This window comes from Mycoplasma sp. (ex Biomphalaria glabrata) (genome assembly GCF_001484045.1).
Classification (GTDB): Bacteria; Bacillota_I; Bacilli_A; order Mycoplasmatales.
Genome location: NZ_CP013128.1, coordinates 342,230 through 366,691 on the forward strand (window position 1 = coordinate 342,230; position 24,462 = coordinate 366,691).

The 24,462-nt window shown below is 26.6% G+C and carries 24 protein-coding genes, 1 other RNA gene and 1 pseudogene; 7 read left to right on the forward strand and 19 right to left on the reverse strand.

Annotated features, from left to right (window positions below; all coding sequences use genetic code 4):
• Positions 1-11 precede the first annotated feature (11 nt).
• The 19 genes from ASO20_RS01490 to gyrB form a co-directional block, all read right to left on the reverse strand.
• Positions 12-488 carry a 2-C-methyl-D-erythritol 2,4-cyclodiphosphate synthase gene (locus tag ASO20_RS01490; protein WP_085056207.1) on the reverse strand — a complete coding sequence of 159 codons (477 nt, stop codon included), beginning with the start codon at positions 486-488 and terminating at the stop codon, positions 12-14.
• Positions 488-1,594, reverse strand: a complete 1,107-nt coding sequence (gene ychF, locus ASO20_RS01495) for a redox-regulated ATPase YchF (RefSeq protein ID WP_085056208.1) — start codon at positions 1,592-1,594, stop codon at positions 488-490. The genes ASO20_RS01490 and ychF overlap by 1 nt, the downstream gene beginning before the upstream one ends.
• On the reverse strand, positions 1,584-2,465 hold the full coding sequence (locus ASO20_RS01500) for a ParB/RepB/Spo0J family partition protein (RefSeq protein ID WP_085056209.1): 882 nt from the start codon (positions 2,463-2,465) through the stop codon (positions 1,584-1,586). The genes ychF and ASO20_RS01500 overlap by 11 nt, the downstream gene beginning before the upstream one ends.
• Positions 2,449-3,225 (reverse strand): ParA family protein, encoded by a 777-nt coding sequence (locus ASO20_RS01505; RefSeq protein ID WP_085056210.1) that lies wholly within the window; start codon positions 3,223-3,225, stop codon positions 2,449-2,451. Before ASO20_RS01505 ends, ASO20_RS01500 begins: the two co-directional genes overlap by 17 nt.
• An 89-nt stretch (positions 3,226-3,314) precedes the next feature.
• Positions 3,315-3,920, reverse strand: a complete 606-nt coding sequence (locus ASO20_RS01510; RefSeq protein ID WP_232297023.1) for a ferritin family protein — start codon at positions 3,918-3,920, stop codon at positions 3,315-3,317.
• 51 nt (positions 3,921-3,971) lie between these two features.
• Positions 3,972-5,438 carry an IMP dehydrogenase gene (gene guaB / locus ASO20_RS01515; RefSeq protein ID WP_085056211.1) on the reverse strand — a complete coding sequence of 489 codons (1,467 nt, stop codon included), beginning with the start codon at positions 5,436-5,438 and terminating at the stop codon, positions 3,972-3,974.
• An 8-nt stretch (positions 5,439-5,446) separates the two neighbouring features.
• Positions 5,447-6,982, reverse strand: coding sequence for a glutamine-hydrolyzing GMP synthase (gene guaA / locus ASO20_RS01520; protein WP_085056212.1), 1,536 nt, complete (start codon positions 6,980-6,982; stop codon positions 5,447-5,449).
• 37 nt (positions 6,983-7,019) lie between these two features.
• Entirely contained in the window at positions 7,020-8,885 is a 1,866-nt protein-coding gene (gene mnmG / locus ASO20_RS01525) for a tRNA uridine-5-carboxymethylaminomethyl(34) synthesis enzyme MnmG (protein ID WP_085056213.1), read from the reverse strand.
• Positions 8,885-10,399, reverse strand: coding sequence for a methionine--tRNA ligase (gene metG / locus ASO20_RS01530; RefSeq protein ID WP_085056214.1), 1,515 nt, complete (start codon positions 10,397-10,399; stop codon positions 8,885-8,887). Before metG ends, mnmG begins: the two co-directional genes overlap by 1 nt.
• Before the next feature lie 39 nt (positions 10,400-10,438).
• Positions 10,439-11,146, reverse strand: a complete 708-nt coding sequence (gene rsmI / locus ASO20_RS01535; RefSeq protein ID WP_085056215.1) for a 16S rRNA (cytidine(1402)-2'-O)-methyltransferase — start codon at positions 11,144-11,146, stop codon at positions 10,439-10,441.
• Entirely contained in the window at positions 11,133-11,786 is a 654-nt protein-coding gene (tmk, locus tag ASO20_RS01540) for a dTMP kinase (protein WP_085056216.1), read from the reverse strand. Before tmk ends, rsmI begins: the two co-directional genes overlap by 14 nt.
• Positions 11,777-12,388, reverse strand: a complete 612-nt coding sequence (gene recR / locus ASO20_RS01545) for a recombination mediator RecR (protein WP_157061700.1) — start codon at positions 12,386-12,388, stop codon at positions 11,777-11,779. Before recR ends, tmk begins: the two co-directional genes overlap by 10 nt.
• On the reverse strand, positions 12,388-12,699 hold the full coding sequence (locus ASO20_RS01550; RefSeq protein WP_085056218.1) for a YbaB/EbfC family nucleoid-associated protein: 312 nt from the start codon (positions 12,697-12,699) through the stop codon (positions 12,388-12,390). The genes recR and ASO20_RS01550 overlap by 1 nt, the downstream gene beginning before the upstream one ends.
• A gap of 42 nt (positions 12,700-12,741) precedes the next feature.
• Positions 12,742-12,924: a hypothetical protein gene (locus ASO20_RS03120; RefSeq protein ID WP_085056219.1), complete on the reverse strand. Its 183-nt coding sequence runs from the start codon at positions 12,922-12,924 to the stop codon at positions 12,742-12,744.
• 17 nt (positions 12,925-12,941) lie between these two features.
• Positions 12,942-13,190 (reverse strand): deaminase, encoded by a 249-nt coding sequence (locus tag ASO20_RS03125; protein WP_085056220.1) that lies wholly within the window; start codon positions 13,188-13,190, stop codon positions 12,942-12,944.
• A gap of 2 nt (positions 13,191-13,192) precedes the next feature.
• Positions 13,193-13,289: signal recognition particle sRNA small type (gene ffs / locus ASO20_RS01565), an RNA gene on the reverse strand.
• Between the two features lie 22 nt (positions 13,290-13,311).
• On the reverse strand, positions 13,312-14,574 hold the full coding sequence (gene serS, locus ASO20_RS01570; protein ID WP_085056221.1) for a serine--tRNA ligase: 1,263 nt from the start codon (positions 14,572-14,574) through the stop codon (positions 13,312-13,314).
• Positions 14,568-16,994: a DNA gyrase subunit A gene (gene gyrA, locus ASO20_RS01575; protein WP_085056222.1), complete on the reverse strand. Its 2,427-nt coding sequence runs from the start codon at positions 16,992-16,994 to the stop codon at positions 14,568-14,570. The genes serS and gyrA overlap by 7 nt, the downstream gene beginning before the upstream one ends.
• A gap of 9 nt (positions 16,995-17,003) precedes the next feature.
• Complete coding sequence (gene gyrB / locus ASO20_RS01580; RefSeq protein ID WP_085056223.1) at positions 17,004-18,899, reverse strand: DNA topoisomerase (ATP-hydrolyzing) subunit B; 1,896 nt, start codon at positions 18,897-18,899, stop codon at positions 17,004-17,006.
• A 350-nt stretch (positions 18,900-19,249) separates the two neighbouring features.
• Here gyrB and rpmH point away from each other — a divergent pair, with 350 nt between their 5' ends.
• From rpmH to rsmA, 7 genes and pseudogenes are all read left to right on the forward strand, one after another.
• Entirely contained in the window at positions 19,250-19,384 is a 135-nt protein-coding gene (gene rpmH / locus ASO20_RS01585) for a 50S ribosomal protein L34 (protein WP_085056224.1), read from the forward strand.
• Between the two features lie 88 nt (positions 19,385-19,472).
• Positions 19,473-19,751 (forward strand): annotated as a pseudogene (gene rnpA / locus ASO20_RS01590) (ribonuclease P protein component); the annotation flags it as partial.
• Positions 19,732-20,796: a membrane protein insertase YidC gene (gene yidC / locus ASO20_RS01595; RefSeq protein ID WP_085056226.1), complete on the forward strand. Its 1,065-nt coding sequence runs from the start codon at positions 19,732-19,734 to the stop codon at positions 20,794-20,796. The pseudogene rnpA and the gene yidC, both read left to right, overlap by 20 nt.
• 3 nt (positions 20,797-20,799) lie before the next feature.
• Positions 20,800-21,747: a tRNA uridine-5-carboxymethylaminomethyl(34) synthesis GTPase MnmE gene (gene mnmE / locus ASO20_RS01600; protein WP_085056227.1), complete on the forward strand. Its 948-nt coding sequence runs from the start codon at positions 20,800-20,802 to the stop codon at positions 21,745-21,747.
• Positions 21,748-21,800: 53 nt separating this feature from the next.
• The gene (locus ASO20_RS03105) at positions 21,801-22,130 is read left to right on the forward strand and encodes a hypothetical protein (RefSeq protein ID WP_257720219.1); all 330 of its coding nucleotides are present in this window, start codon (positions 21,801-21,803) and stop codon (positions 22,128-22,130) included.
• 23 nt (positions 22,131-22,153) lie between these two features.
• Positions 22,154-22,945, forward strand: coding sequence for a TatD family hydrolase (locus ASO20_RS01610; RefSeq protein WP_085056229.1), 792 nt, complete (start codon positions 22,154-22,156; stop codon positions 22,943-22,945).
• Entirely contained in the window at positions 22,945-24,462 is a 1,518-nt protein-coding gene (gene rsmA, locus ASO20_RS01615) for a 16S rRNA (adenine(1518)-N(6)/adenine(1519)-N(6))-dimethyltransferase RsmA (RefSeq protein WP_085056230.1), read from the forward strand. Before ASO20_RS01610 ends, rsmA begins: the two co-directional genes overlap by 1 nt.

Genomic DNA, 24,462 nt, shown 5'->3' on the forward strand with positions numbered 1-24,462 from the left:
CCACAAAACATTTAATTTTGATTATTTTTTTTAATTAGCACAATCGCTTGTGCTTGGATAATTTTTGGGAAATTATCCTCTGTTGTGGTGAATTTTATGTTCACTCGTTCTATAGGAATATCTAAAGATCTAGCGATATTTTCAATCATTATTTCGCGATACTCAAATAATTTAATGGCATCTCATATTATTAATGAATCAATATTTAATATTTCATATTTTTCTATAAATAGCATTTCTCGTATTTTTGCAAGCATATCATATCCAATAATTTCATTTTCTGAAATAGTTCCATTAAAATGTGTTCCTAGATCACCCTTTCCAAGGGCTCCAATAATGCTTTCAACAATTGCATGAATTAATATATCTCCATCTGATTCAGCAATAATACTTTTCCCACATTGAAAAGTTACCATTCCTAGCTTTATTTCGCCATTTTCGTTATCAACTACATTATGAATATCGTGAGACTGACCTATTTTAAACATTATTTTTTAAAGTGAAAGTAACAAATGTCACCATCTTTTACTCTGTATTCCTTTCCCTCTATTTTTATTAATCCTTTTTCCTTAAGAAGTTTGGGATCATTATTTTCTATCAAATCTTTAGCGTTAAAAATTTCTCCCTTAATAAAACCTTTTTCAATGTCGGTATGAATTCTTCCTGCGCATTCCTTAGCAGTCATTCCTCTCGTGAATGTTCAAGCATGAACCTCTTGTTGTCCACATGTGTAGAAAGTTTGTAAATCGAGTAATTCAAATGCTTTTGCGGTTATTTTTGGAAAAGCACTTTCTTTCATTCCATATTCTTCCATAAACATCGCTTTATCTTCTTCCGATTCAATCGCAAGCAATTCGTGTTCAAATTTTAAGACGGCAGGAACATAACTAAAATTATTCGCCTTTAAATAGTTTGTTAATTCAACATATTCTTTCATGGATTCTAAATTAGTTCAATTGTCTTCATGAACATTTATTACAAAAAATTTCGGTTTATTAGTTAATAAACTTAATGATTTAATGTGCATTTCCTCCTCTTCTGAAAACTGGTTCCCTCAAATTAATTTTTCTTCTTCTAAAATTTTTCTCGCTTTTACAAATGCCTCGTATTTAGAAATCACTTCTTTATCAGCAGCATTTTTAGCTTTTCTTTCAATTTTTTGAATAGCATTATTAACAGTTTCCATATCAGATAAAATCAATTCAAATGAAATAATTTTCAAATCATCTAAAGGATTGATTCTTCCTTCAACGTGTAGAATATCTTTATTTTCAAAACATCTAACAACTTCACAAATCGCATCAACTTCGCGAATATTAGATAAAAATTTGTTTCCTAATCCTTTTCCTTCGCTAGCTCCTTTAACAAGTCCAGCAATATCTACAAATTTAATTCAATTAAAAATAACCTTCTTAGGTTTATAGATAGATTCTAAAAAAGCAATGCGGTCATCTTTAATTTCAATCACACCCACATTTGGTTCAATAGTTGCAAAAGGATAATTAGCTATTTCAACAGCTGATTTTGTTATTGCACTAAATAAGGTACTTTTACCTACATTCGGTAATCCGACAATTCCAATATTAATTCCCATAAAATTCTTCTAATAAGTTTAACTTTTTTAATAATTTATTCAAATTATCTTTATTGCGAAAATTTATTATTAATTGCTTATCAGTAATTTTAGTTTTAAATGATATTTTTTTAGAAATTGAACTTGATAAGAAATCATAATCATGATTAAGTTCTTGTTTTGGACTATTTTTTTTAGATTCTAATAATTTATAGCCTTGTACAATTTGTTCAACTTCGCGAACAGTTTGTTTTTTCTCTTTAGCATTGCGTGCAATTTTTATAGCTAATTCTTCATCAGAAATTGCCATAATTGGTTTGACATGACCCATCGTTAAATCACCCATTTCTACCATATTTTGAATTTCTAAGTGTAAATTTAAAATTCTTAAAGTGTTGGCAATGTGAACTCTGTGCTTTCCGACTGTTTTCGCCAATTCTTCTTGTGTTAAAATTAATTTTTCCATCATAGATTTATAGGCCTTAGCTTCTTCAATAATATTTAAATCTTGTCGTTGAATATTTTCAATTAAGGATATTTCCATCATTTTTTTGTCATCTATATCCAAAACAATAGCTGGAACTTCTTTTAAACCTACTTTTTTTGCAGCGCGAAATCTTCTTTCCCCTGCCACAATATAGTAAATGTCATTTAGTGTTTTTCTTAAAAGAATTGGTGTAAATATTCCATGTTCTCTTATGCTATTTGCCAATTCATCAATTTTTTCTTCATCAAAAAACTTTCTTGGTTGATAAGGATTTCGTTCTATTTTTTCAATACTCATTAATAATTTTTCATGTTTATTCACACGTTGAATTGTTTCAATAGTTTCTTCGATGTTTTGACCAAATAATTTATCTAGTCCTTTACCTAATTTAGTTGCTGTTGCCATTATTACTAATCACCTCTTCTGTAAATAAATCATACGCAATTGATGTTTTATTATTTATATCATGTTCAAAAATAGTTTTCCCGCCTGATTGTGCTTCACTGATGCGAATACTTCGCGGAATTTTCGTTTTATACACTTTTCCTTTAAAATATTTTTCAATTTCATTTATTATCTCATTAGAAAGGTTAGATCTTTGATCAAACATTGTAATTAATATTCCTTCAATTTTGATATTCTCATTTTCTAATCTTTTCACAATATTAATTGTTGAAAGTAATTGTGTTAAACCCTCCAATGCATAAAATTCTGGTTGCACAGGAATAATGACTGAATCACAAGCAGCTAACGCACTACGATTCAATATACCTAAACTTGGCGGACAATCTATAATAACGTAATCGTATTGATCTTTAACTTGATCAATTTTTTCTTTTAAAATTAGGCGATTTAATTGATTTTTTTCAGCCAAATAAATATCTACACCAGCTAAATTAATTGTTGAAGGAATTAATGATAAATTTTGACGTAAAAACGGCAACATAACAGATTTCATATCTAAGTCATCGACTATTAAATTAAAGGCACAATTTTTAATTTCCTCTTTATTAACTCCTAAACCTGTCGTTGCATTCGCTTGAGGATCTAAATCGATTAATAAAACTGAATGACCTTTTTTGCTTAAACTATGAGCCAGATTAATCGAAGTTGTGGTTTTTCCGACACCGCCCTTTTGATTAGTTATCGCAATTACTTTTCCCATATGTTCCCCTTTTTATTCTTCATATATAATTATAAATAAATAAAAAAAATACCTCTTTATTGAGGTATTAATTTATAAATTTTTTATTGCTATCGAAAAAACCTTTTATATATTCCTTCAAAAGCTGCTCCGTGTCTCTGCTCATCTTTTGAAATATCGTGAACACTATCGTGTAAAGCATCTAAATTATTTTGTTTAGCGTATGTAGCAATCTCTAAACGTATATAGCCAGCCCCTCTTTCCCCGTTTATAAAATTTTTTAAATTCGTTTTTGTCGAAGAACTAACTTTTTCGCCTAAAATTTCAGCAAATCTTGCTGCGTGACCAGCTTCTTCTGAGGCAATGTGATCCATTAATAAACCTATTTCTGGATATCCTTCTCTAAAAGCTTGTCTAGCTGCTGCTTTATATAGTCCAACTTCAGCTGTTTCAGCTAGAAAACAACCTCGTAGTTTTTCTAATATGTCTCCGCTAATTTTAGTTATATCGATTTCTGGAATTTGATGACTACATGCTCAGTCTGACTCCTCAATTTCAACAAATTTTGATCAATCTACATTACAAACTGGACATTTATCGATTTTATGATCTGTAATATAACCACAAACCGTACATTTTCATTTTTTATCAGTATTCATAAATAATTTCCCTTTTTTAATTTGCAAAAATGCAATATTTTCAATACTAGTTAACATAAAGCACAACTAGTATTATAAGTTAATTTTAACATCAAAATTATTTTAAAATTAATCTTGGTTTTGATAATTTGGTGCTTCCTTTGTAATTTGAATTCCGTGTGGATGACTTTCTTTTAAACCGGCATTAGTAATTTGCACGAAAATGGCACGTTTTTGCAATTCAACAATATCAGAAGCACCTATATAACCTAATCCCGATCTAATTCCTCCAGTTAATTGAAAAACAACATCCTCAAGTTTTCCTTTGAATGGAATTCTTCCCTCAATTCCTTCGGGTACTAATTTTTGGTTTTTTTCTTGAAAGTATCTATCTTTTGAACCACGTTCCATCGCTGCCAAACTCCCCATACCAGCGTATATTTTAAATTTTCTTCCATCTAAAATAATTTCCTCACCTGGTGATTCATGACATCCAGCAAAAATGCTTCCGAGCATAACGCATGATGCTCCAATAGCTAAAGCTTTTACAATATCTCCGCTATATTTAATCCCACCATCAGCAATTATTGGTATATTCCTTTCTTTACAATATTTAGCAACATTTTTAATAGCAGTAATTTGAGGGACCCCTACACCAGTAACAACTCTAGTTGTACATATACTTCCTGGTCCAATCCCCACCTTAACAGCATTAGCACCAGCTTCAACAAGTTCCTGTGCAGCTTCAGGAGTAACAATATTACCAGCGATGATATTTAATTTTGGAAATAATTTTCTTAATTTTTTAACAGTTTCAATAACATTAATGGAATGACCATGCGCTGAATCTACAACGATAACATCAACCCCAGCAACAACTAAAGATTCAGCTCTCAAAATTGCTTCTTCATTTGCACCTATTGCGGCTCCGACGCGCAATCTCCCTTTGTCATCTTTACAAGCATTTGGATATTGAATTGCTTTATCAATATCTTTTGAAGTAATTAAACCCTTAAGAATTCCATTCTCATCAATTAATGGTAATTTTTCAATTTTATATTTTTGAAGAATTTTTTTTGCATCTTCCAATTTTATTGATGTTTTGGCTGTTATTAATTTATCCAATGGTGTCATATACTTTTCGACAGGTTCAGAAAAATCCTCTACATACTTAATATCGCGATTAGTAATTATTCCTAATAGATACATTGAGTCACGAGAAACTATTGGCAAACCACTAATTTTGTAGTAACCCATAATTTCATCCGCTTCTTTTAAAGTTGTTCCTTTTTGTATGTATATAGGATTAGTAATCATACCACTTTCTGATCTCTTAACACGATCAACTTCCTTAACTTGTTCCTCTATTGAGTAGTTTTTATGAATAATTCCTATTCCGCCACATCTAGCCAAAGCTATGGCTAATGTTGAATTTGTAACTGTATCCATAGCTGAAGAAATAATAGGGATATTTAATAAAATATCACTTGTTAATTTTGTTTGTAACGATGTTGAAGATGGCATTATTGTTGATCCTTGCGGTACTAATAAAACATCGTCAAAAGTTAATCCTAATTCTATTTTTTTATTTTCCATATGTTATCCTATTCTCACTCTATTGTTCCTGGTGGTTTAGAGGTTATATCATAAACTACTCTATTTATTCCTTTAACCTCGTTAACTATTCTTGTTGATACTTTTGTTAAAAAATCAAATGGAAAATTAGTTATAGTTCCAGTCATAAAATCTACGGTGTTAATAGATCTGATAGCAATCACATTATCATACGTTCTATAGTCACCCATCACTCCAACAGATTTAATTGGTAAAAATACAGCAAATGCTTGTGATACTTTGTCATATAAATCGTGCTTCTGAAGTTCTTCAATAAAAATATGATCAGCTTTTTTCACTTTATTTAAAGCGTCTTCTGTGACTTCTCCTAAAATTCTTACCGTGAAGCCTGGTCCTGGAAAAGGATGGCGATTAACATATTTTTTTGGCAGACCAAGTGCTACGCCTAGTTCTCTCACTTCGTCTTTGAATAAGTCATTGACTGGCTCAATAATTTTTAGATGCATTTTTTCTGGAAGTCCTCCAACGTTGTGGTGAGATTTAATTGTTTTCGAAGTTTTCCCATGTCCTGAAGATTCAATTACATCGGAATAAATCGTTCCTTGAGCTAAATATTTTCCATTCAAAGTAATAGCTTCTTTTTCAAATACCTCTATAAATTTAGCCCCTATCGTTTTTCTTTTATCTTCTGGATCTATTTTTCCGGATAATGCTGATAAAAACAGTTGTTTTGCGTCAATTATGTCGATATTAATTTTTTCACAAGTTTTTAAATAATTAATTACCTCTAAGCATTCTTCATCCCTCAATAAACCATGGTTCACAAAAAAACATTTTAATTGTTTCCCGATTGCTCTTTGAAGTAATAGAGCAACAACTGATGAATCAACTCCGCCACTAAGAGCTAAAATTACTACATTATTTTTGACAGTTTCTCTTATTTTATTAATTTTATTTTCAATAAAATTATTGTTCATTCAGTTTTTTTCAGCCTCGCATATTTTAAAAATAAAGTTACTGATCATTACACTTCCAAATTCTGTGTGTGTTACTTCTGGATGAAATTGAACTCCGTAAATTTTTTTATTTTTATGTTTAATACTTGCAATAGAATTATGTGATTCTCCCGTTATTTCAAAATTTGAAGGCATCTTGGTTACGTGATCACTATGAGACATTCATACTTTCGATATTTTTGGTACATCTTCAAATAATTCATTATTAATTTTTATTTTTAATTCATTAGCTCCAAATTCACTCTTATCAGAACCAGTAACTTTTCCGCCAAACATGTCAGTGATCAATTGCATTCCGTAACAAATACCCAATATAGGAATATTTAAATCAAAAATTTTTTTATCAATTTTAAGACCATTTGAATCATAGACACTCTCTGGACCACCAGATAATATTATTCCTGTTGGTGTATTTGTTAATAATTCTTCCGCAGTAATCTTACAAGACACTATTAAACACGCAACGTGATTTCTTCTAATGTTTTTAGCAATTAATTGTGTGTATTGACTTCCAAAATCTAGGATTATAATTTTTTTCTGATGATTCATATTTTATATTAATTATATTATTTATATCAAAATAATATTAATGTTGTTTCAAATTTAAATTACTAATTATAGCGATCACATCTGATGGGGTAATCCCATCTATTCTTGAAACTTCACCTATTGTTTTCGGATTAATACGAGTTAATTTTTCCCTAGCTTCTAAAGAAAGGTTGTGAATTTTTGAATAATCAAAATTTTTCGGAATTTTTTTATTTTCCATTTTTTTTGCGTTCTCAATTAATTTTGTTTGTTTTTTCAAATACCCGTAGTACTTAATTTCAGTTTCGATAGTAATCTTATCTTCAAAATCTAATTTCGGTAATTCGATCGGAAATAAACTAAGTAAATTCCTTAATTCAACTTCAGGTCTCTTAAGTAATTCCTTAGCTGATATCCCTGTTTTCATGCTTTTTATACCAAAAATTTTCAATTTTTCAAGATTTTGCTCACTATTATGAATTTTATATGCATTTAACTTTTCTAACGATTGTTTTAATTTTTCTTTTCGCGCTAAGTATTGTTGATATTTTTCATTAGTTACGACGCCAATCTTATAACCAAGTTCAGTTAAACGAAGATCTGCGTTATCATTTCTCAAATATAGTCTGTGTTCGGCTCTTGATGTAAGCAATCGATAAGGTTCTTTTGTTCCCTTTAAAACTAAATCGTCTAGCATTACACCTATATAAGAATTTTCTCTACTCGGAATAAAAGGTTCTTTACCGTCTAAAAATAAGGCAGCATTTATTCCGGCAATAATACCTTGCCCGGCAGCTTCTTCGTATCCACTAGTTCCATTTATTTGACCCGCGCTAAATAAATTTTTAATTTTTTTTAAATGAAGAGATTTATCGAATTCAAAAGGATGTATAGAATCATATTCAATAGCGTATGCATATTTTAATATTTTGCTATTTTCTAAACCTTTTATCTTTTTAACCATTTCCTCTTGTAAATTTATAGGTAAACTTGTTGAAAATCCTTGCAAATAATATGAATTACCAAATTCCGTTTCTGGTTCAATAAATAATTGGTGGCGTTCTTTATCTGAAAATTTTACGACTTTATCTTCAATACTTGGGCAATATCTTGGACCTGTGGAAAATAATTTTTTATTATACATCGGACTTTGATCTAAATTTTTCAAAATTAATTCATGAATTTCTGAATTAGTATATGTTAGTCAACAACTTTTTTGTTCTGAAAACGGTTTAACAAAATTATTATAAAAAGAGAAATGAATTTTTTCATTTGTTCCTTTCTCTTCTTTCATAACAGAAAAATCTATAGAGAATTTATCGATTCTTGGAGGGGTTCCTGTTTTCAATCTTTGGAGAGTGACACCGTGTTTTTTTAACTGTTCACTAATCCCATTAGAAGTTATATCATTGTCTGGACCGGTTTTTTTAAAATCAAACCCTGAAAAAGTTAATGAATCCATATAAGTTCCTGTTGTTAAAACAACAGCATTAGCAAAAATTTTTTTATTGTCTACTTCAATGCCTTTACAAATATTTTTTTCAATTATTAATTTTTCTACGACACCTTCAATAATTTCTAGTTTTGAACTTTTTTCAAGAATTTTAACAGCTTCGAGTGAGTATTTTTCTTTATCAATTTGCGCTCTTAAGGCTTGCACACCAGGACCACGACTTAAATTCAAAATTTTCATTTGTAATGCACATTTGTCAGCTAGAACCGACATTGCTCCATTTAAGGCATCTATTTCTCGAACTACAATACCTTTTGCAGGTCCACCAATGGAAGGATTACATGGCGTGTTAGCAATCTTATTTTTATTAACCGTTATAAGAAGAGTTTTTTTATTCATTCTAGAAGAAGCAAGTGCTGCTTCCACTCCGGCATGTCCGCCACCAACAACTATAACATCAAAATCTTTCATTACTTTTCAAATCTCCTAAAAATTGGATTTGGTTTCTTTACTTCTTTTTCATCTAAACTATTTCAATTTATTAAATTAGATAGTGATTCGTTTTTTCAACCTATATATTTATTATATTCTAGATAACCATCAGTTAAAATAGCGCTTAAAAAGTGGAAAATCCAATTTATCGAAACAACAAGAGTTGTTAATATTCAATTTAATTTTTCTAAATCACTTCTTGTAAATAATTCTCATGGCTTTTCGTTTTCAATCAATTTATTTAAAAACTCACAAATTTCTTGAACTATATTGATAGCTTTATTCGAATTAAAGTTTTTAAATTCATTAAATGCTTCATTAATTTTAAATTCTATATCATCATTTAGTTTTTCTTTGTTTTTAAATTTAGGAACCATTCCAGAATTATATTTTTGAATCATATTAAAAGTTCTAGATACTAAGTTGCCTACATTATTAGCTAAATCACTATTTATTACAAAAATAAAATTTTCAATATCAAAAGAAAAATCATTACCTATTTTATTAGATTTCATTAAAAAATACCTTAGTGAATCTGCACCATATTTATCAATTAATTCTAGTGGATTAACGACATTCCCTAGTGATTTTGACATTTTTTCATTATTCACAGTTATTCATCCGTGTGCAATTATTTTTGATGGTAATTTTAACTCCAAACTGTGAAGTAAAATTGGTCAGTAAATACAATGAAATCTTGTGATTTCTTTTCCGATAATGTGAATTCTTTCAACATCATCGTTATCTCAATATTTCTTATATAAAGCATCATCATTTGTTAAAAAACCTAGTGCTGAAATGTAATTAAATAATGCATCTATTCAAACATACAATACATGATTACTTTCAACATTAATTCCTCATGTATAATTGTTTCTCGTTATAGATAAATTGGTGAATTGCCCTCCTAAAAAATTATTTAATAATTCGCTTTTTCGATTTTCTGGGAGAATAATAATTTCATTATTTTTAATCACATTTGTAATTCAATCCTCAAATGAACTCATTTTAAAGAAAAAAGATTCTAATTCTAAAAGTTGAGTTTCTTTCCCGCAAATAGGACAAAATTTTTCATTAATTAATTCTTTTTTTTGATAATAAGTTTCGCAAGGAATGCAGTAATTACCGCGATAAAAATCTTTATATATTAGTTCTTTATTTTTTAGTAATTCATAAACTTTAACCACAATATCCTTATGACGCTGAGAAGTTGTTCTAATAAATTGGTCGTAATTAATGTTTAATTTTTTTCATAAAATTTTAAAATTTTCGACATTTTTATCGACTAATTGTTGTGGCGTTAAATTTAGTAGTTGAGCTTGTTTTTCAATTTTTTGACCATGCTCGTCGCTTCCTGTCAAAAAATAAACGTCGTCCCCTGTATTGATGCGAAATCTTTTATATGAGTCAGCTATAACCGTAGAATAAGCATGACCTATGTGCAAAGTACTATTTGGATAATATATAGGCGTTGTTATATAAACTTTTTTCATGTAATTATAATATTAATTGATTTTTAAATAAAAATAAAACTACTTATTGTTAATAAGAACAACAATTTCGCCTTTTTTTATTCACTCTTTATCAATAAATTCCTTTACCGTTCCTATTAAAACCTCTTCAAATGTTTTAGAAATCTCTCTACATATACATATTTCGATATTTTCACCAAACACTCTATAAATAGCATCCAGAAATTTATCAATCTTATTAATACTTTCAAAAAATATTAATGTTGTTTTTATTTCTTTAAGATAGCTTAATTTGATTATTTTTTGTGTAATTTTGTTGTTTAAAAACCCACCAAAGTAAAAACTATCCGTTGGAAAACCACTTAAAACTAATGCTGGTAATATAGAGTTTGGTCCGTTAATAATTTTTATATATATATCTTTCTCTCTTAAAAATCTCACAACTTTAAAACCAGGATCAGAAACTAAAGGATATCCTGCGTCACTAACCATAGCAATTGTTTTTCCAGATAAACACTCTTGATATATCTTTTCCGAAATTGTTTGAGAATTTTCATTAAATTTATTTAAAAAAATAAATTTTTTTCCTTCAAAATTAATATCATTTTTCTTTAAAAGATCTTTCGTTCTTCTAGTATCTTCGCATATAATTAATGATGCATTTTTTAATATTTTTAATGATAAAAAAGATGATTCTTCATTATTGCCGATAGGTGTTGCAATTAAATAAATTTGTAATTCATTATTATTTTGATTATATATTTTCATTTTTAATCATTTTCTTAATTATTTTTTTTGCCTGTTCTAATAATTCACTTTCATTCAATAAAGGATCTAACGAAATAAAATTATTTGGATTATTATATTTTTTTATAATTTTTTTATAATTTTCATTAACTTCATGATAAAATTCAAAATCTTTTTCGTCCATGCGATTTTCTTTAACATGAGATTTTCTTTCCATGATTTTATATAAATCTTGATCACTTTTTGGAATGAGAAAAAAAGTTATATTAGGATAAACTAATTTAGGCTCATTAAATAACTCTAACGCTTTTACATTAATTTCATTAATAAAATCCGAAGTAATGTTTTTAGATGATTGATATGCAATAGTAGAAAAATAATAACGATCACAAAAAATAATTTTTTGATTTAAATTAGGTAATATCACATCTTTAACATGTTCTATTCTACTGGCTAAAAATAAAAATAGCTCAGTTACTATGCTTAAATTATCAAATTCAAAAATTAATGATCGAATTTTTTCAGCAGCCGGGCAATTTTTACCTCCCGGTTCTCTTGTTGTGAAAATATTTATATTCTCATTTTCACAAAAATATTTCTTTAAATTGTTGATTAAAGTTGTTTTCCCGGTTCCATCAATCCCCTCAAAAACTATAAACATTCTTCTTCCTTTCTGCGATTTCTGAACGATGTAATTAGTGTGTGTTTATCAACATAATTGATATTCGATCCTAACGATAAACCAATTGCTAATTTCGTAATTAGAATGTTTTGATTTTTAATGTTATTAATAATTAATTTAGAAAGAATTTCTCCTTCTAAAGTCGGATTTAAGGCAAGAATGACCTCGTCAACATTATTATCTTTAATTAAATTTAGTAATTGATTAAATTTTTGATTTTTTTTAGATTGAAAAAGTTCTTTGCGTAAATCCAAATCGTTATAAAAAATAAAATATTTTCCATTATATTGATTAGTAGTTTCAATAGCATTTAAATCTTCTGGTTTCTCTACTATACATAATTTAGTGCTATCTCTATTTTGGTTAATGCATATTTCACAAATTTCATTTTCTGAAATAGTATTACATACTTTACAACTTTTTAAGTTTAAAATTGCATCATTAAAAAGTTGAAAGTATGTTAAATTTTTACTTTTTTCTCTTTGCACCAAAAAAATCGCTAATTTTTGAGCAGTCTTCTTTCCAATACCTGGTCAAGTAGCAATTTCGTCTATTAATTTTTCTAAACTATTATTTTTCATTAAATAAGATTTTTTTGTCAAATTTCATTGATGATGATTTGAATTTCTCTATCGATATTCTCACTAGCGGCATTCATTGCATTTTTTAACATATCTAACAAGCTACTTTTGTTTTTTAATAAGGAATCACTAAAATCAATTTTCACTAATTTCTTATTTCCCATCATAGTTACAACAACCTCTCCACCATTAAATTCAAAAATAAATTCTCTGTTTTCTAGTTGTTTTTGTTTTATTGATAATTCTTTTTGGATTTCTTGAAATTTATCAAGCACTAAACTATCATTCATTGAAAGATTTTTTTCACTCATTTTTCCCTACTTATTCACTTAATCTTTATTAATTTTAACAAATTAATTACTTCTAATTTTTTTAAAAAAATCAGAAAGCATTGATTTTACATCATCGGCTAATAATCCTTTTTCAATTTCAACTGTATTATTTATTAAATCTTTACTAAATCGGTGTTCATTATTAGAATCTGCAGCATAGTAAATTTTTTTAATAAACGATTGTTTAATAGCACTATAGCACATTGAACATGGTTCTAAAGTTATGTATATGCGGCAATTCGATAACCGTCAATTTTTATTTTTTTTGTTGCCTTTGCAATAGCTATCATTTCTGCGTGTTTTAAAGGATTATTACTTTTTTCTTTTAAATTATGAGATTTTGCTAATATTCTATTTTTGTCATTGACAATAACACACCCAACTGGGACTTCTTTTTTTAAAAAGGCTTTTTTTGCTTCTTTTAAAGCAATATTCATAAAATATTCATTCGTCAATTCGTGTTTTTTCATAATTTAAAACAAAAACCACTACACATTTCAGTTCTCATTAAGGATGCTACCTTCCGGTCCTGACCTGGTTCTAAGGTTAAAATTGTAGTGGCACATTTATTTTATCAATATGTTGCAGGAATTAAAAATATTTTTTTAAAATAGTTGGAATATTAATGGTTCCATTAACCGTTTGATAATTTTCAATTATTGCAGCAATTGTTCGCTCTATTGGTAATGATGAACTATTAAATGTGTAAACATATTTTTTTTCACCTTTTGCGTTTTTGTACTTTGTATTAATTCTTCTCGCCTGAAAATCACCGCATCAAGAACATGACGAAATTTCTCTATAACATTCTTGACCTGGTAATCAAACCTCTATGTCATATGTTTTTTTACTTGAAAATCCTAAATCCCCTGTACATAGTTCAACAACACGATAATGTAGTTTTAATTTATCTAAAATTCTCGTTGCAGTTTTTAACATGTCTTTTAAAGTTCTTAATTCATTATCTTGAGTTGTCATTTGAACAATTTCTACTTTAGTAAATTCATGTAGTCTAATTAAACCTCTTGTATCGCGTCCTGCCGAACCTGCTTCTTTTCTAAAACATTGTGTAGCCGCTGTCAATTTAATCGGTAACATTTCTTCATCTAAAATATTATCCCTATATTTGTTAGTAATTTGAACTTCAGCTGTCGGACTTAAATATAATGAGTTCTCTTGATTAAATTCTTTAATTTTAAATAAATCATCTTCAAATTTCGGTAATTGCCCTGTTCCTTCTAATGGCTTTGCGTTCAATAAAATAGGAGGGTGAATTTCGCAATAATCATCTTTTGCATTATTATCTAAGAAAAAAGATATTAAAGCTCTACGCAATTTTGATAAAAATTCTTCATAATAAACAAATCTAGCTCCAGAAATAGTTTTAATGCTGTTTTCATCTAGTCAACAATTATTACTAATAATATCTCAATGATTTAATGGTTTAAAAGAAAAAATAGGTTTTGAATTTTTAATTTTAATGACTTTATTATTTTTTTCATTATTGCCTATAGGAATTGTTCCATGTGGAACATTTGGAATATTTTTTAATTTTTCAATGTAATTTTGTTCTAAATCACGAACTATTATCGATAATTCGTTTTGTTCATGAGAAATTTTTTTGGCTTTTTCAATTTCTTTTAAGAATAAATTTTTATCGTTTTTCAGCAACTTTGCTTGTTCTGCTGATTGATTCTTTAAATAATTTAAATGTTCATATTTTGTTAAGTTGGCCTTATAAGAAAGAAAAGTTTTAATAACATCATTTATTAAATCTGTAAAATCTGTTCCCCTTTTATTTAACTCTTTAATAACTTTTAATTTATTATCGATAATATAATTAATATCTAACATGATTTCCCTATCACAGTTGTTGAAATAATTTTATCGTCATCTTTTAAATTCATGATAATTACACCTTTAGATGATTTTGATTTTGTAACTCTTATATCGTTAATATTAATTCTATTAGAAATACCTTTTTCTGTAACTAATAATATTTCATCATTTTCATTTACAGAAAGGGAATAGACGATTCTATCATTATTACTCTTTGAAATTAGATTATAACCTTGTGTTCCACGACCTTTAATTCTAAAACCTTCATCTAATAAATTTAATTTACCCATTCCTTTTTCTGTAATTATTAATAAATATTTACTATTACTATCATTAGCTGCTGAAACAACATAAGAATTATCTAATAATTTTATAGCTTTTACACCTTGCGAGGATCTTCCAATATCTCTAATTAAACTTGCATCAAAACGTAATCCTTTACCATTTGATGTGACAACTATACACTTAGTTTCTTTAGTTGTTTTCAATACATTAACTATTTCATCATTTTCTCGTAAAGAAATAGCAATTTTCCCATTTACGTTTATTCTAGCGTAGTGGAGAATAGAAGTTTTTTTTATTAAACCGGTTTTAGTTATAAAAGATAGGGAAGTGTTGGCATTATAATCTTCCTTAGAAACATTAATTATCTCTTTAATATCATCATCTTTTTCTAATGTTTTAAGGAGATTTATAATCGGAATTCCTTTAGATTGTTTTGATTTCGAGAAAATTTTATATCCTTTAATACGATAAACAAATCCTTTTTTAGTAAAAAACATATAGTCGTCATGGGTACTTCCTGAGGTAACTAATTTTGTTACATCATCTTCATAAAAACTTAAACTTTTTGTTCCAACTCCGCCTCTATTTTGTAATTTATATTCTTCTACAGGAATTCTTTTTATGTAATTACTTTGCGTCATTAAAACAACAATATCTTCACGCTTTATTAAATCTTCATCTTCAATGTTTGAATAATCCTCAGTAATTTCTGAACGTCTTTCGTCCCCAAATTTTTCTTTTATTTTTAAAAAAGAATTTTTGATAATTTCTAATTGTTTATTTTTACATTCTAAAATTTCAAGAGATTTATTAATAAAAGATGTTAATTCGTCGACTTCATTATCAAGTTTTTCTTTTTCTAAACCAACTAATCTTTGCATCTTCATGTCTAAAATAGCTTTTGCTTGAACTTGTGTTATTTCTAATTGATCACAAAGATTGCTAATAGCGTCACTTGATGTACGAGATTCTTTTAAAATACGAACAGTTTTGTCAATATCTTCAACAGCCTTTTTAATTCCTAATAATAAATGAATTCTTTGTTCTGCTGCTTTTAATTCAAAACGAGTTTTTTTAACAAGAATTTCAACCTGAAAATTAATTATTTCCTCTAAAATTTCTTTTAAATTAAATGTTTTTGGTTGACCATCTAATAATGCTAAAAAATGGCAACTAAAATGTGTTCTTAAAGAAGTGTGTTTAAATAAATTATTTAAAACAACCTCCGATTCAAATCCTTTTTTGTATTTAATAACAATACGAATACCTTCATAATTAGATTCATCCTTAATATCAGAAATACCTTCAATAATTTTGTCATTAACTAATTCAGCTATTCTTTCAATAATGCGGGCTTTATTTGTTTGATAAGGAATTTCTTTAACAATCAATATTCTTTCTTCTTCAAGAACATCTACCTTTGCTTGAATAGTAACTGATCCAGAACCATCACGATAAATCTTGCGGATATTTGAAGGAGAACTTACATAGCCTCCAGTTGGAAAGTCAGGTCCTTGGATGGCATCAATTAATTTTTCAATATCTACAGAATCATCATTAATTTGTAAAATCAACGCGTCGATTACATTATTTAAATTATGAGGAGGAATATTAGTTGCCATCCCGACAGCAATACCTGATGAACCATTTAATAATAAATTAGGAATTAAAGATGGTAATACTGAAGGTTCTTTTTCGGTTTCATCATAATTATCAACAAATCTTACTGTGTCTTTTTCAATTCATGACAACATTTCACTAGACATTTCTTTCATTCTTATTTCTGTATAACGCATAGCAGCTGCACTATCGCCATCTATAGAACCAAAATTTCCGTGTCCGTCGATTAATAAATAACGCATATTAAAATCTTGAGCCATTCTAACAATTGCATCATAAACTGAAGAATCACCATGTGGATGATACTTACCAATCACATCCCCGACTATTCTAGCGGATTTTTTGTATGATGAATTATGAAAATTTTTTATATTAAACATAGAATATAAAATTCTTCTATGAACTGGTTTTAAGCCATCACGAAGATCAGGTAATGCACGACTAACAATTACGCTCATCGAATAATTTAAAAATGAATTTCTAATTTCATTCGATACAGATTTAAGTATTAAATTTTTATTTTCTTCCATAATCCCTCTTTAAACATCTAAATTTTTAATAAATTTAGCATTTTCTTTAATAAATTTACGTCTCGGTTCTACATCTGATCCCATTAACATAGAGAAAGTTTCATCAGCTAAAACTACATCATCTATAGTAATTTTAATTAATTGTCGGAGTTCTGGATTCATTGTAGTTTCTCATAATTGTTGAGGATTCATTTCTCCTAATCCTTTATATCTTTGAATTGAAAAACCTTTTGTATCATTTTCTTCACGATATTTATTTAGTTCATTATCATTATAAAAATATAAAATTTGTTTTTTGTTTTCTAATTTATATAAAGGTGGTTGTGCTAAATAAACATAACCATTTTCAACTAAAGGTTTCATATATCTAAAAAAGAAAGTCAACAATAAGGTTCTAATATGAGAACCATCTACGTCAGCATCCGTCATAATAATAATTTTATGATATTTCAAACCTGCAATATCAAAACTCTCTTGAATACCGCAACCAATACTTTTTATTAAGTTCCCAATTTCTTGATTATTCATTATTTTTTGAATAAGGTTTTTTTCAACATTAATTACTTTTCCTTTTAATGGTAAAATAGCTTGAATTTCTCGATTTCTACCTAATTTAGCACTACCACCAGCAGAGTCTCCCTCAACTAAAAATAATTCACATTCTTTTGGATTTCTAGATGAACAATCTGCTAATTTACCAGGAAGAGTAGAAATTTCTAAAACACCTTTTCTTTTAACAAATTCACGAGCTTTTTTAGCGGCGATTCTTGCTCGTTGTGCTTCTAATCCTTTTTCAATAATTTTATTAGCAACTTCTGGATTTTCTAATAAAAATTTTTCAAAATTCACATCAAATAAATCATTTACAGCTTTTCTTGCATCGGAATTTGATAATTTACCTTTTGTTTGACCTTCGTATTGTGGTTCAGGATGCTTAATAGAAATTAAACACGTTAATCCTTCACGAATATCCTCACCTTGTAAATTAATTTTATCCTTACTTTTTTTAAAATTTGTGGTTAAGTAATTATTAATAACTCTAGTAAAAGCCATTTTAAAACCTTCTTCATGAGTTCCACCTTCATGAGTACTAATATTATTACAAAACGAAGCAACAACATAATCTTCAGTGTCTACATGTTGTAAAGCTAATTCAACGTTTATATCGTTAACTGTATCATCAAAATAAAATATTTCATTATAATTTTTTTCTTTATTTTTATTTAATTCTTGTAAATATTCTTGAATTCCACCTTGATAAAAAAAAGTGTAATCAGTTTCATTTCTTTTATCAGAAAATTTAAGTCTTAAACCTTTATTTAAAAATGCTAATTGTTTTATTCGATCTACTAACGTTTGATGGTTAAAAGTATTAACTTCTTTAAAAATAGTTTGATCAGGTTTAAATTTTACTCAAGTTCCTGTTTTTGATGATGAACCTATAATTTTTAATTCTTGATCTTTTTTGCCACCATTATTAAAAGAAATTTCATAAGTATTCCCATTTCTAAAAACTTTTACGATTAAATATTCACTTAAAGCATTAACAACACTAGCACCAACTCCATGTAATCCACCAGATACTTTGTATGTTGAATTATCAAATTTTCCGCCAGCATGCAAATTACAAAAAACCGTTTCTACTGTTGACATATTTGTTTTAGGATGTATATCTACAGGAATCCCGCGCCCATTATCTTCAATAATAATTTCGTTATTTTTTGTAACTGTTATATTAATTTCATTACAAAATCCAGCTAAAGCTTCATCTATAGAATTATCTAAAATTTCTCAAACTAAATGGTGATAACCTTTCTCATTAGTGTTACCTATATACATACCTGGACGTTTACGTACAGCTTCTAAACCTTCTAAAATTTTAATACTACTTGAAGTATATTCCATTTATTAATCTCCGAATTCTTATTTAATTACAAAAACTATATTTTTTATAAATAAAGCACTTAAAAATTATAATTCTATTTTTATTAAAAGTAAAATTTGTTAATAATAATAATTTTATATTTCTTTAATATATATAAATTTATTTTAATAAATATATATTTAATTATTTATTATAATAAATTATAGTAATTTATGATAATAAATTTATTTATTTAAATAAAACAATAATAAAAATAATAATAAAAATAATAATATCTAAATGAATACATAACTTTTTATTAATAAATACTATTTGAAATTAAGTTCCATTTAATATAAAATACTTTTATTCATTGTGAAGGGTAAAAAATATGAAAAGAACTTGACAACCTAATAAATCTAAAACAAAAAAAACACACGGGTTTTTAAAAAGAATGTCTACTAAAAAAGGGAAATTGGTTTTAAAAAGAAGAAGACAAAAAGGAAGAAAAGAATTAACAGTTTAATTTTTAAATAAAATGAGTAAACTTAATTCTTTAAAAAAAATGAAGATTTTAAAATAGTTTTTAACAATAATAAAAAAAACTAGATAATAATTTGATTATTTTTTATAAGAAGAATAACCTTGATCATTTAAGATTAGGTTTAGCGATTTCTAAAAAAATAATTAAAAAAGCTGTTGAACGAAATAAAATTAAAAGAATAATCAGAGAAATTTTAAGAAAACAAGATATAAAAATTAATTATGATTTAGTAATTATCTTATCTAAAAATTTTTCTGTTAAGAATATTTATTATAAAAAAATAGAGGAAAGTATTATTTTTTTATTAAGTAAAATATATAAGGACACTAATGAAAAAAACCACAACTAATAGTCCGTTAATTAATTTGATTAATCAATATAATAGCGGAGTAGGAGCTAAACCAAATAAATGAAAAAATATTTTTACTTGATGTAAAAGAATAGTTTTCTTATTTTTGATGACATTCACTTTATGGGGCTGTGTTCAATTAATGTTTGATAATTCAATAATGACAACAAATCAAATTGGTTCAGGTTTTGAAATTATTACTTCACCTCAAGATGCTTATAATCACCATAACACAGATGGAAATAATGGAGAATTAGCGTTTAATCCTATTTCGAATTGATCGCAAGCTTGATCTCATGGACCATTTTATGGTTTATTTGTTTGACCAGTAGCTACTTTAGCTATTGAATTAATTAAAATTTTTGGTGGAGGAGAAGCTTGATGAGGGATAGTTTTAACTATTTTAATTCTTGTTATTTTCTTTAGAACAATAACATTATTTTTTACGTTACCACAATTAAAACTTCAAGCGAATATGCAAAAATCTCAAATTAAAATTTCAGAAATTAGAGCTAAGTATGAAGGAAGAAAAGATTTAAGTAGCAAGCAACAAATGCAAGCGGAAATAATGTCTTTTTACAAAAAAAATAACATCAAACCAATGGCGTTAATCACTTCTTCTTTGATAACATTGCCGTTCTTTTTTGCTGTTTATAGATCATTTAGTGCATTAAGAGTGATTAAAGAGGCGCACATTGGGAATATAATTGATTTTAATACAACAATTTTACCATCAATTTTTTCAGCACACGAATGACAATATTTAATAATTGCCGTCTTTTTAATAGCTTCACAAGTTCTTTCATTTAAGTTACAAGCAATATTAAATCGCGAGAAAACAAAAAAAATGGATGAAAAAACAAGGAAACAATATAAAAAACAAAACTTAATTCAAAATATTATGATGGTTGTAATTATAATTTTTATTCTTAATATTCAGGTTTCCCTAGCTTTTTATATGTTTTTTTCATCAATTTTTACAGCATGTCAAACTTATGGATTACACATTTATCAAAAACGCAGAAAAGATTTAAGATTAAAATAATTTATGTTAGAAAAAATAATATCTCTTTCTAGTGCTCCATTTAAAGGTGCTATTGCTATTATAAGAATGAGTGGAGATGATTGTATAAATACTTTTCAATATTTCTTTTCTAATAAAGAAAAATTAGAACACGGAAGATTTTATTATGGGAAAATTATAAACAATCAAGAAATTGTTGACGAAGTTATTGCTCTAATTTATAAAAAACCTAATTCATTCACTGGTGAAGAAATGGTTGAAATTAATTGTCACGGAAGTTTGTATGTTGTTGATCAAATAATTTCGTTATTTATACAAAATGGATTTAGGCAAGCAAATAAAGGCGAGTTCACACTACGAGCATTTTTAAATAATAAAATAAATTTAATTCAAGCTGAATCAATTAATGATCTTGTTAATAGCAGAAATGAAATTTCAAGGAAAATTTCTATAAATAATTTAGTTAACAGAGCTGATAATAAAATAAAAATAATTAAAGAAAAAATTTTAAATTTAATAACTGATATAGAAGTGAAAATTGATTACCCAGAATATTATGACATTATTGAAAAACTACACGAGGAATTGAAAAATAATTTATTAATTATAATTAAAGAATTGCAAGTAATAGAATCAAAATCTATTTTATCTCAACCTTTACTAAATGGTATAAAAACAGCTATTATAGGAAAACCTAATGTTGGAAAATCTAGTTTATTAAACTGTTTAATAAAAGAAGACAAAGCTATAGTTTCTCATATTCCAGGAACAACAAGAGATTATGTTGAGGGTGAAGTTCTAATAAATGATATTTTATTAAAAATAATTGATACTGCAGGAATCAGAAAAACAAAAAATTTATTAGAAAAACAAGGTATTGAAAGATCAATAAAAATTGCTCAACACGCTGATATTGTTATATTTTTGATAGATTCAGAATTAGAAAAAATTTCTTCTGAGGAAAAAAAATAATTAGTAACATAGATAAAAACAAAATCATTTTTGTTCGAAATAAAAAAGATTTATTAAGCGTTAGAGAAGATTTTAACACACCATTTATTTCTACAAAAAATAATGACATTGAAGAATTAGTAAATATTTTAGTTAAAAAATTTAAAAATTTTCAAATTAATTCAAGCGATCTAGTATTAACGAATGTTCGTCAAATTAGTTACATAAAATCTTTATCTAAATCTTTAAAATTAATTAATAAAATGTTGGATGGAAAACAAAATTTGGAATTAATTTCATTAGAATTACAAAAAACATTGTTATTTATAAATGAATTATTAGGTGAAGATTATTCAGAGGAAATTATTACAAATTTATTTAAGAATTATTGTTTAGGTAAATAAGATAAAATAAAAGTAAGGAAATTATGAACGGTTATATCGATACACATTGTCACCTTAATAGTGAGTTATATGAAAATGAAAATGTTCCAATTGATGAATTAATATCACAAGCAACAACTAATGAAATAATTTCGTTAGTTAATGTTGGAACTACTATTGAAGATAGTAAAAAAGTTGTTGAAACGGCAACTGTGAAAAAAAACATTTATGCTGCTATAGGTGTTCATCCAAATTATGTTTTGGATAATAAAATTAGCCCTAATGATATTGAAATTTTAAATGAGTTATCTAAAAATAAAAAAGTAATTGCGATCGGTGAAATTGGTTTGGATTATCATTACGCACGTTCTATTGAACAGAGAAAAAATCAATTAATTACTTTCACTAAACAAATAGAATTATCACTAGATAAAAAATTACCCGTAATAATTCATTGTCGCGATGCATGAAGTGATTTAGTAAATGTTTTAAGAAAATATAAAAATAAAGGAATAAAAGGAATAGTACATTGTTATTCAGGTGATTTATCAGTAGCAAAAGAATTAGTACAAATGGGTTTCTATATATCATTTTCAGGAATTATCACATTTAAGAATGCTGTTGAAATAAGAGAAGTTGTTGATTGATGTCCTATTCAAAATTTACTTATTGAAACAGATTCTCCTTATTTATCGCCAGAACCATATAGGGGAAAATTGAATCGTCCGGAATATGTTGTCTTTGTAGCTAAAAAGATTGCTGAGATTAAAAAAATAACATTAGATCAATTAAGCTTGCAATTGATCGATAATGTTGCAAATATTTTAGGAATTTAATGAATCACCACTTTTTTAAAAAAAAATGAGGACAAAACTTTCTAAGAAATAATCACATTATAGAAAAAATTATTGATCAAATAGATAATGATTCTTATGTAATAGAGGTTGGTCCAGGAGATGGTGCACTAACGAAAAGAATACTTTCTAAAGTTAAAAAACTTGTGGCAATAGAAATCGATAGTGATTTAATTGAGAAATTAAATAATGAAATTAAAGATGAAAAATTTAAACTAATTAATTATGATGTAATGAAAATAGATTTTAATTCTTTTATTAATGAACATTTTCAAAGTGCAAAAAAAATTACATTAGTTTCGAATTTACCTTATAACATTAGTTCTCAAGTTTTATTTAAAATATATGAAAATTATGATTTATTTGATAAAGCTATATTAATGTTGCAAAAAGAAGTCGCTGACAAATTAAATGCTAACCCATCAGACGAAAATTATAGTAATATTACTGTTGCTACAAAAACTATTTGCAGTTATCAAGAAATTGCTTTTGTTGGAAGAAACAATTTTTTTCCAGTACCAAATGTCGACAGTAAAGTTTTTAAATTAACATTTAATAAAAATTTAGACGGGATAGATTTAAATAAATTTTTAAATTATTTAAAGAAAATTTTTTTGCATCGAAGAAAAACATTAAAAAATAATTTAAAAAACTTTCATATAAACGATGAAAAAATAGATAATTTGCTAAATATAAAAAAATTAAATAAAACTATTAGACCTGAAGAATTGAACGAAAAAAATCATCTTTCATTGTTTTTTTTATTAAATGATTTTAACTTGATTAAATCAAACGCCAAAATAACTTTGGCTTTGTCTGTTGGAAAGAAAATAAATGATTATCATGAAATTTTAGGTATATATTATCCTATTTTTAATTTATATGATGAAATCTTTATTAAAGAATCAAATACAAATAAAGTAAATTTTTACCCATCACAAATATATAATTCCACTATTGATAAAATTTTAAAGAAAAATTTAACTGAAAAAAAATACGAGATTTTTGTGATAAAAAACATTCCGCTAGGTTCAGGAATGGCAGGCGGCAGTTCTAATGCATGATTTTTTTTAGATTATATTAACAATAAAAATTCTTTAAATTTAAGTAAAAATGAAATTGAAAATATACTTAAACCTATTTCAACTGATTCATTATTTTTTATTAATAATAGTTTGTCGTTAGTTTCCGGTAATGGTGAAATTCTTGAAGAAATAGACACAAAATTAAAGCTAGATGTTGAATTATTTTTTAGTGAAATTAATTCCTCCACCAAAAAAGTCTATGAAGAATTTGATCGAATAACTAATGATCCGAAAATTAATAATGACAAAATTAATTTAATTGTAAATTCACTTAAAAATGATGATTTAAAAAATGTTAAAAATCATTTATTTAATGACCTATCACTAGCATTTAAAAATCTTTATAATTTAAATATAAATTGAAAGGATAAAAAACTAACAGGTAGTGGTTCAACGCTGTTCGTTGTTAAATAA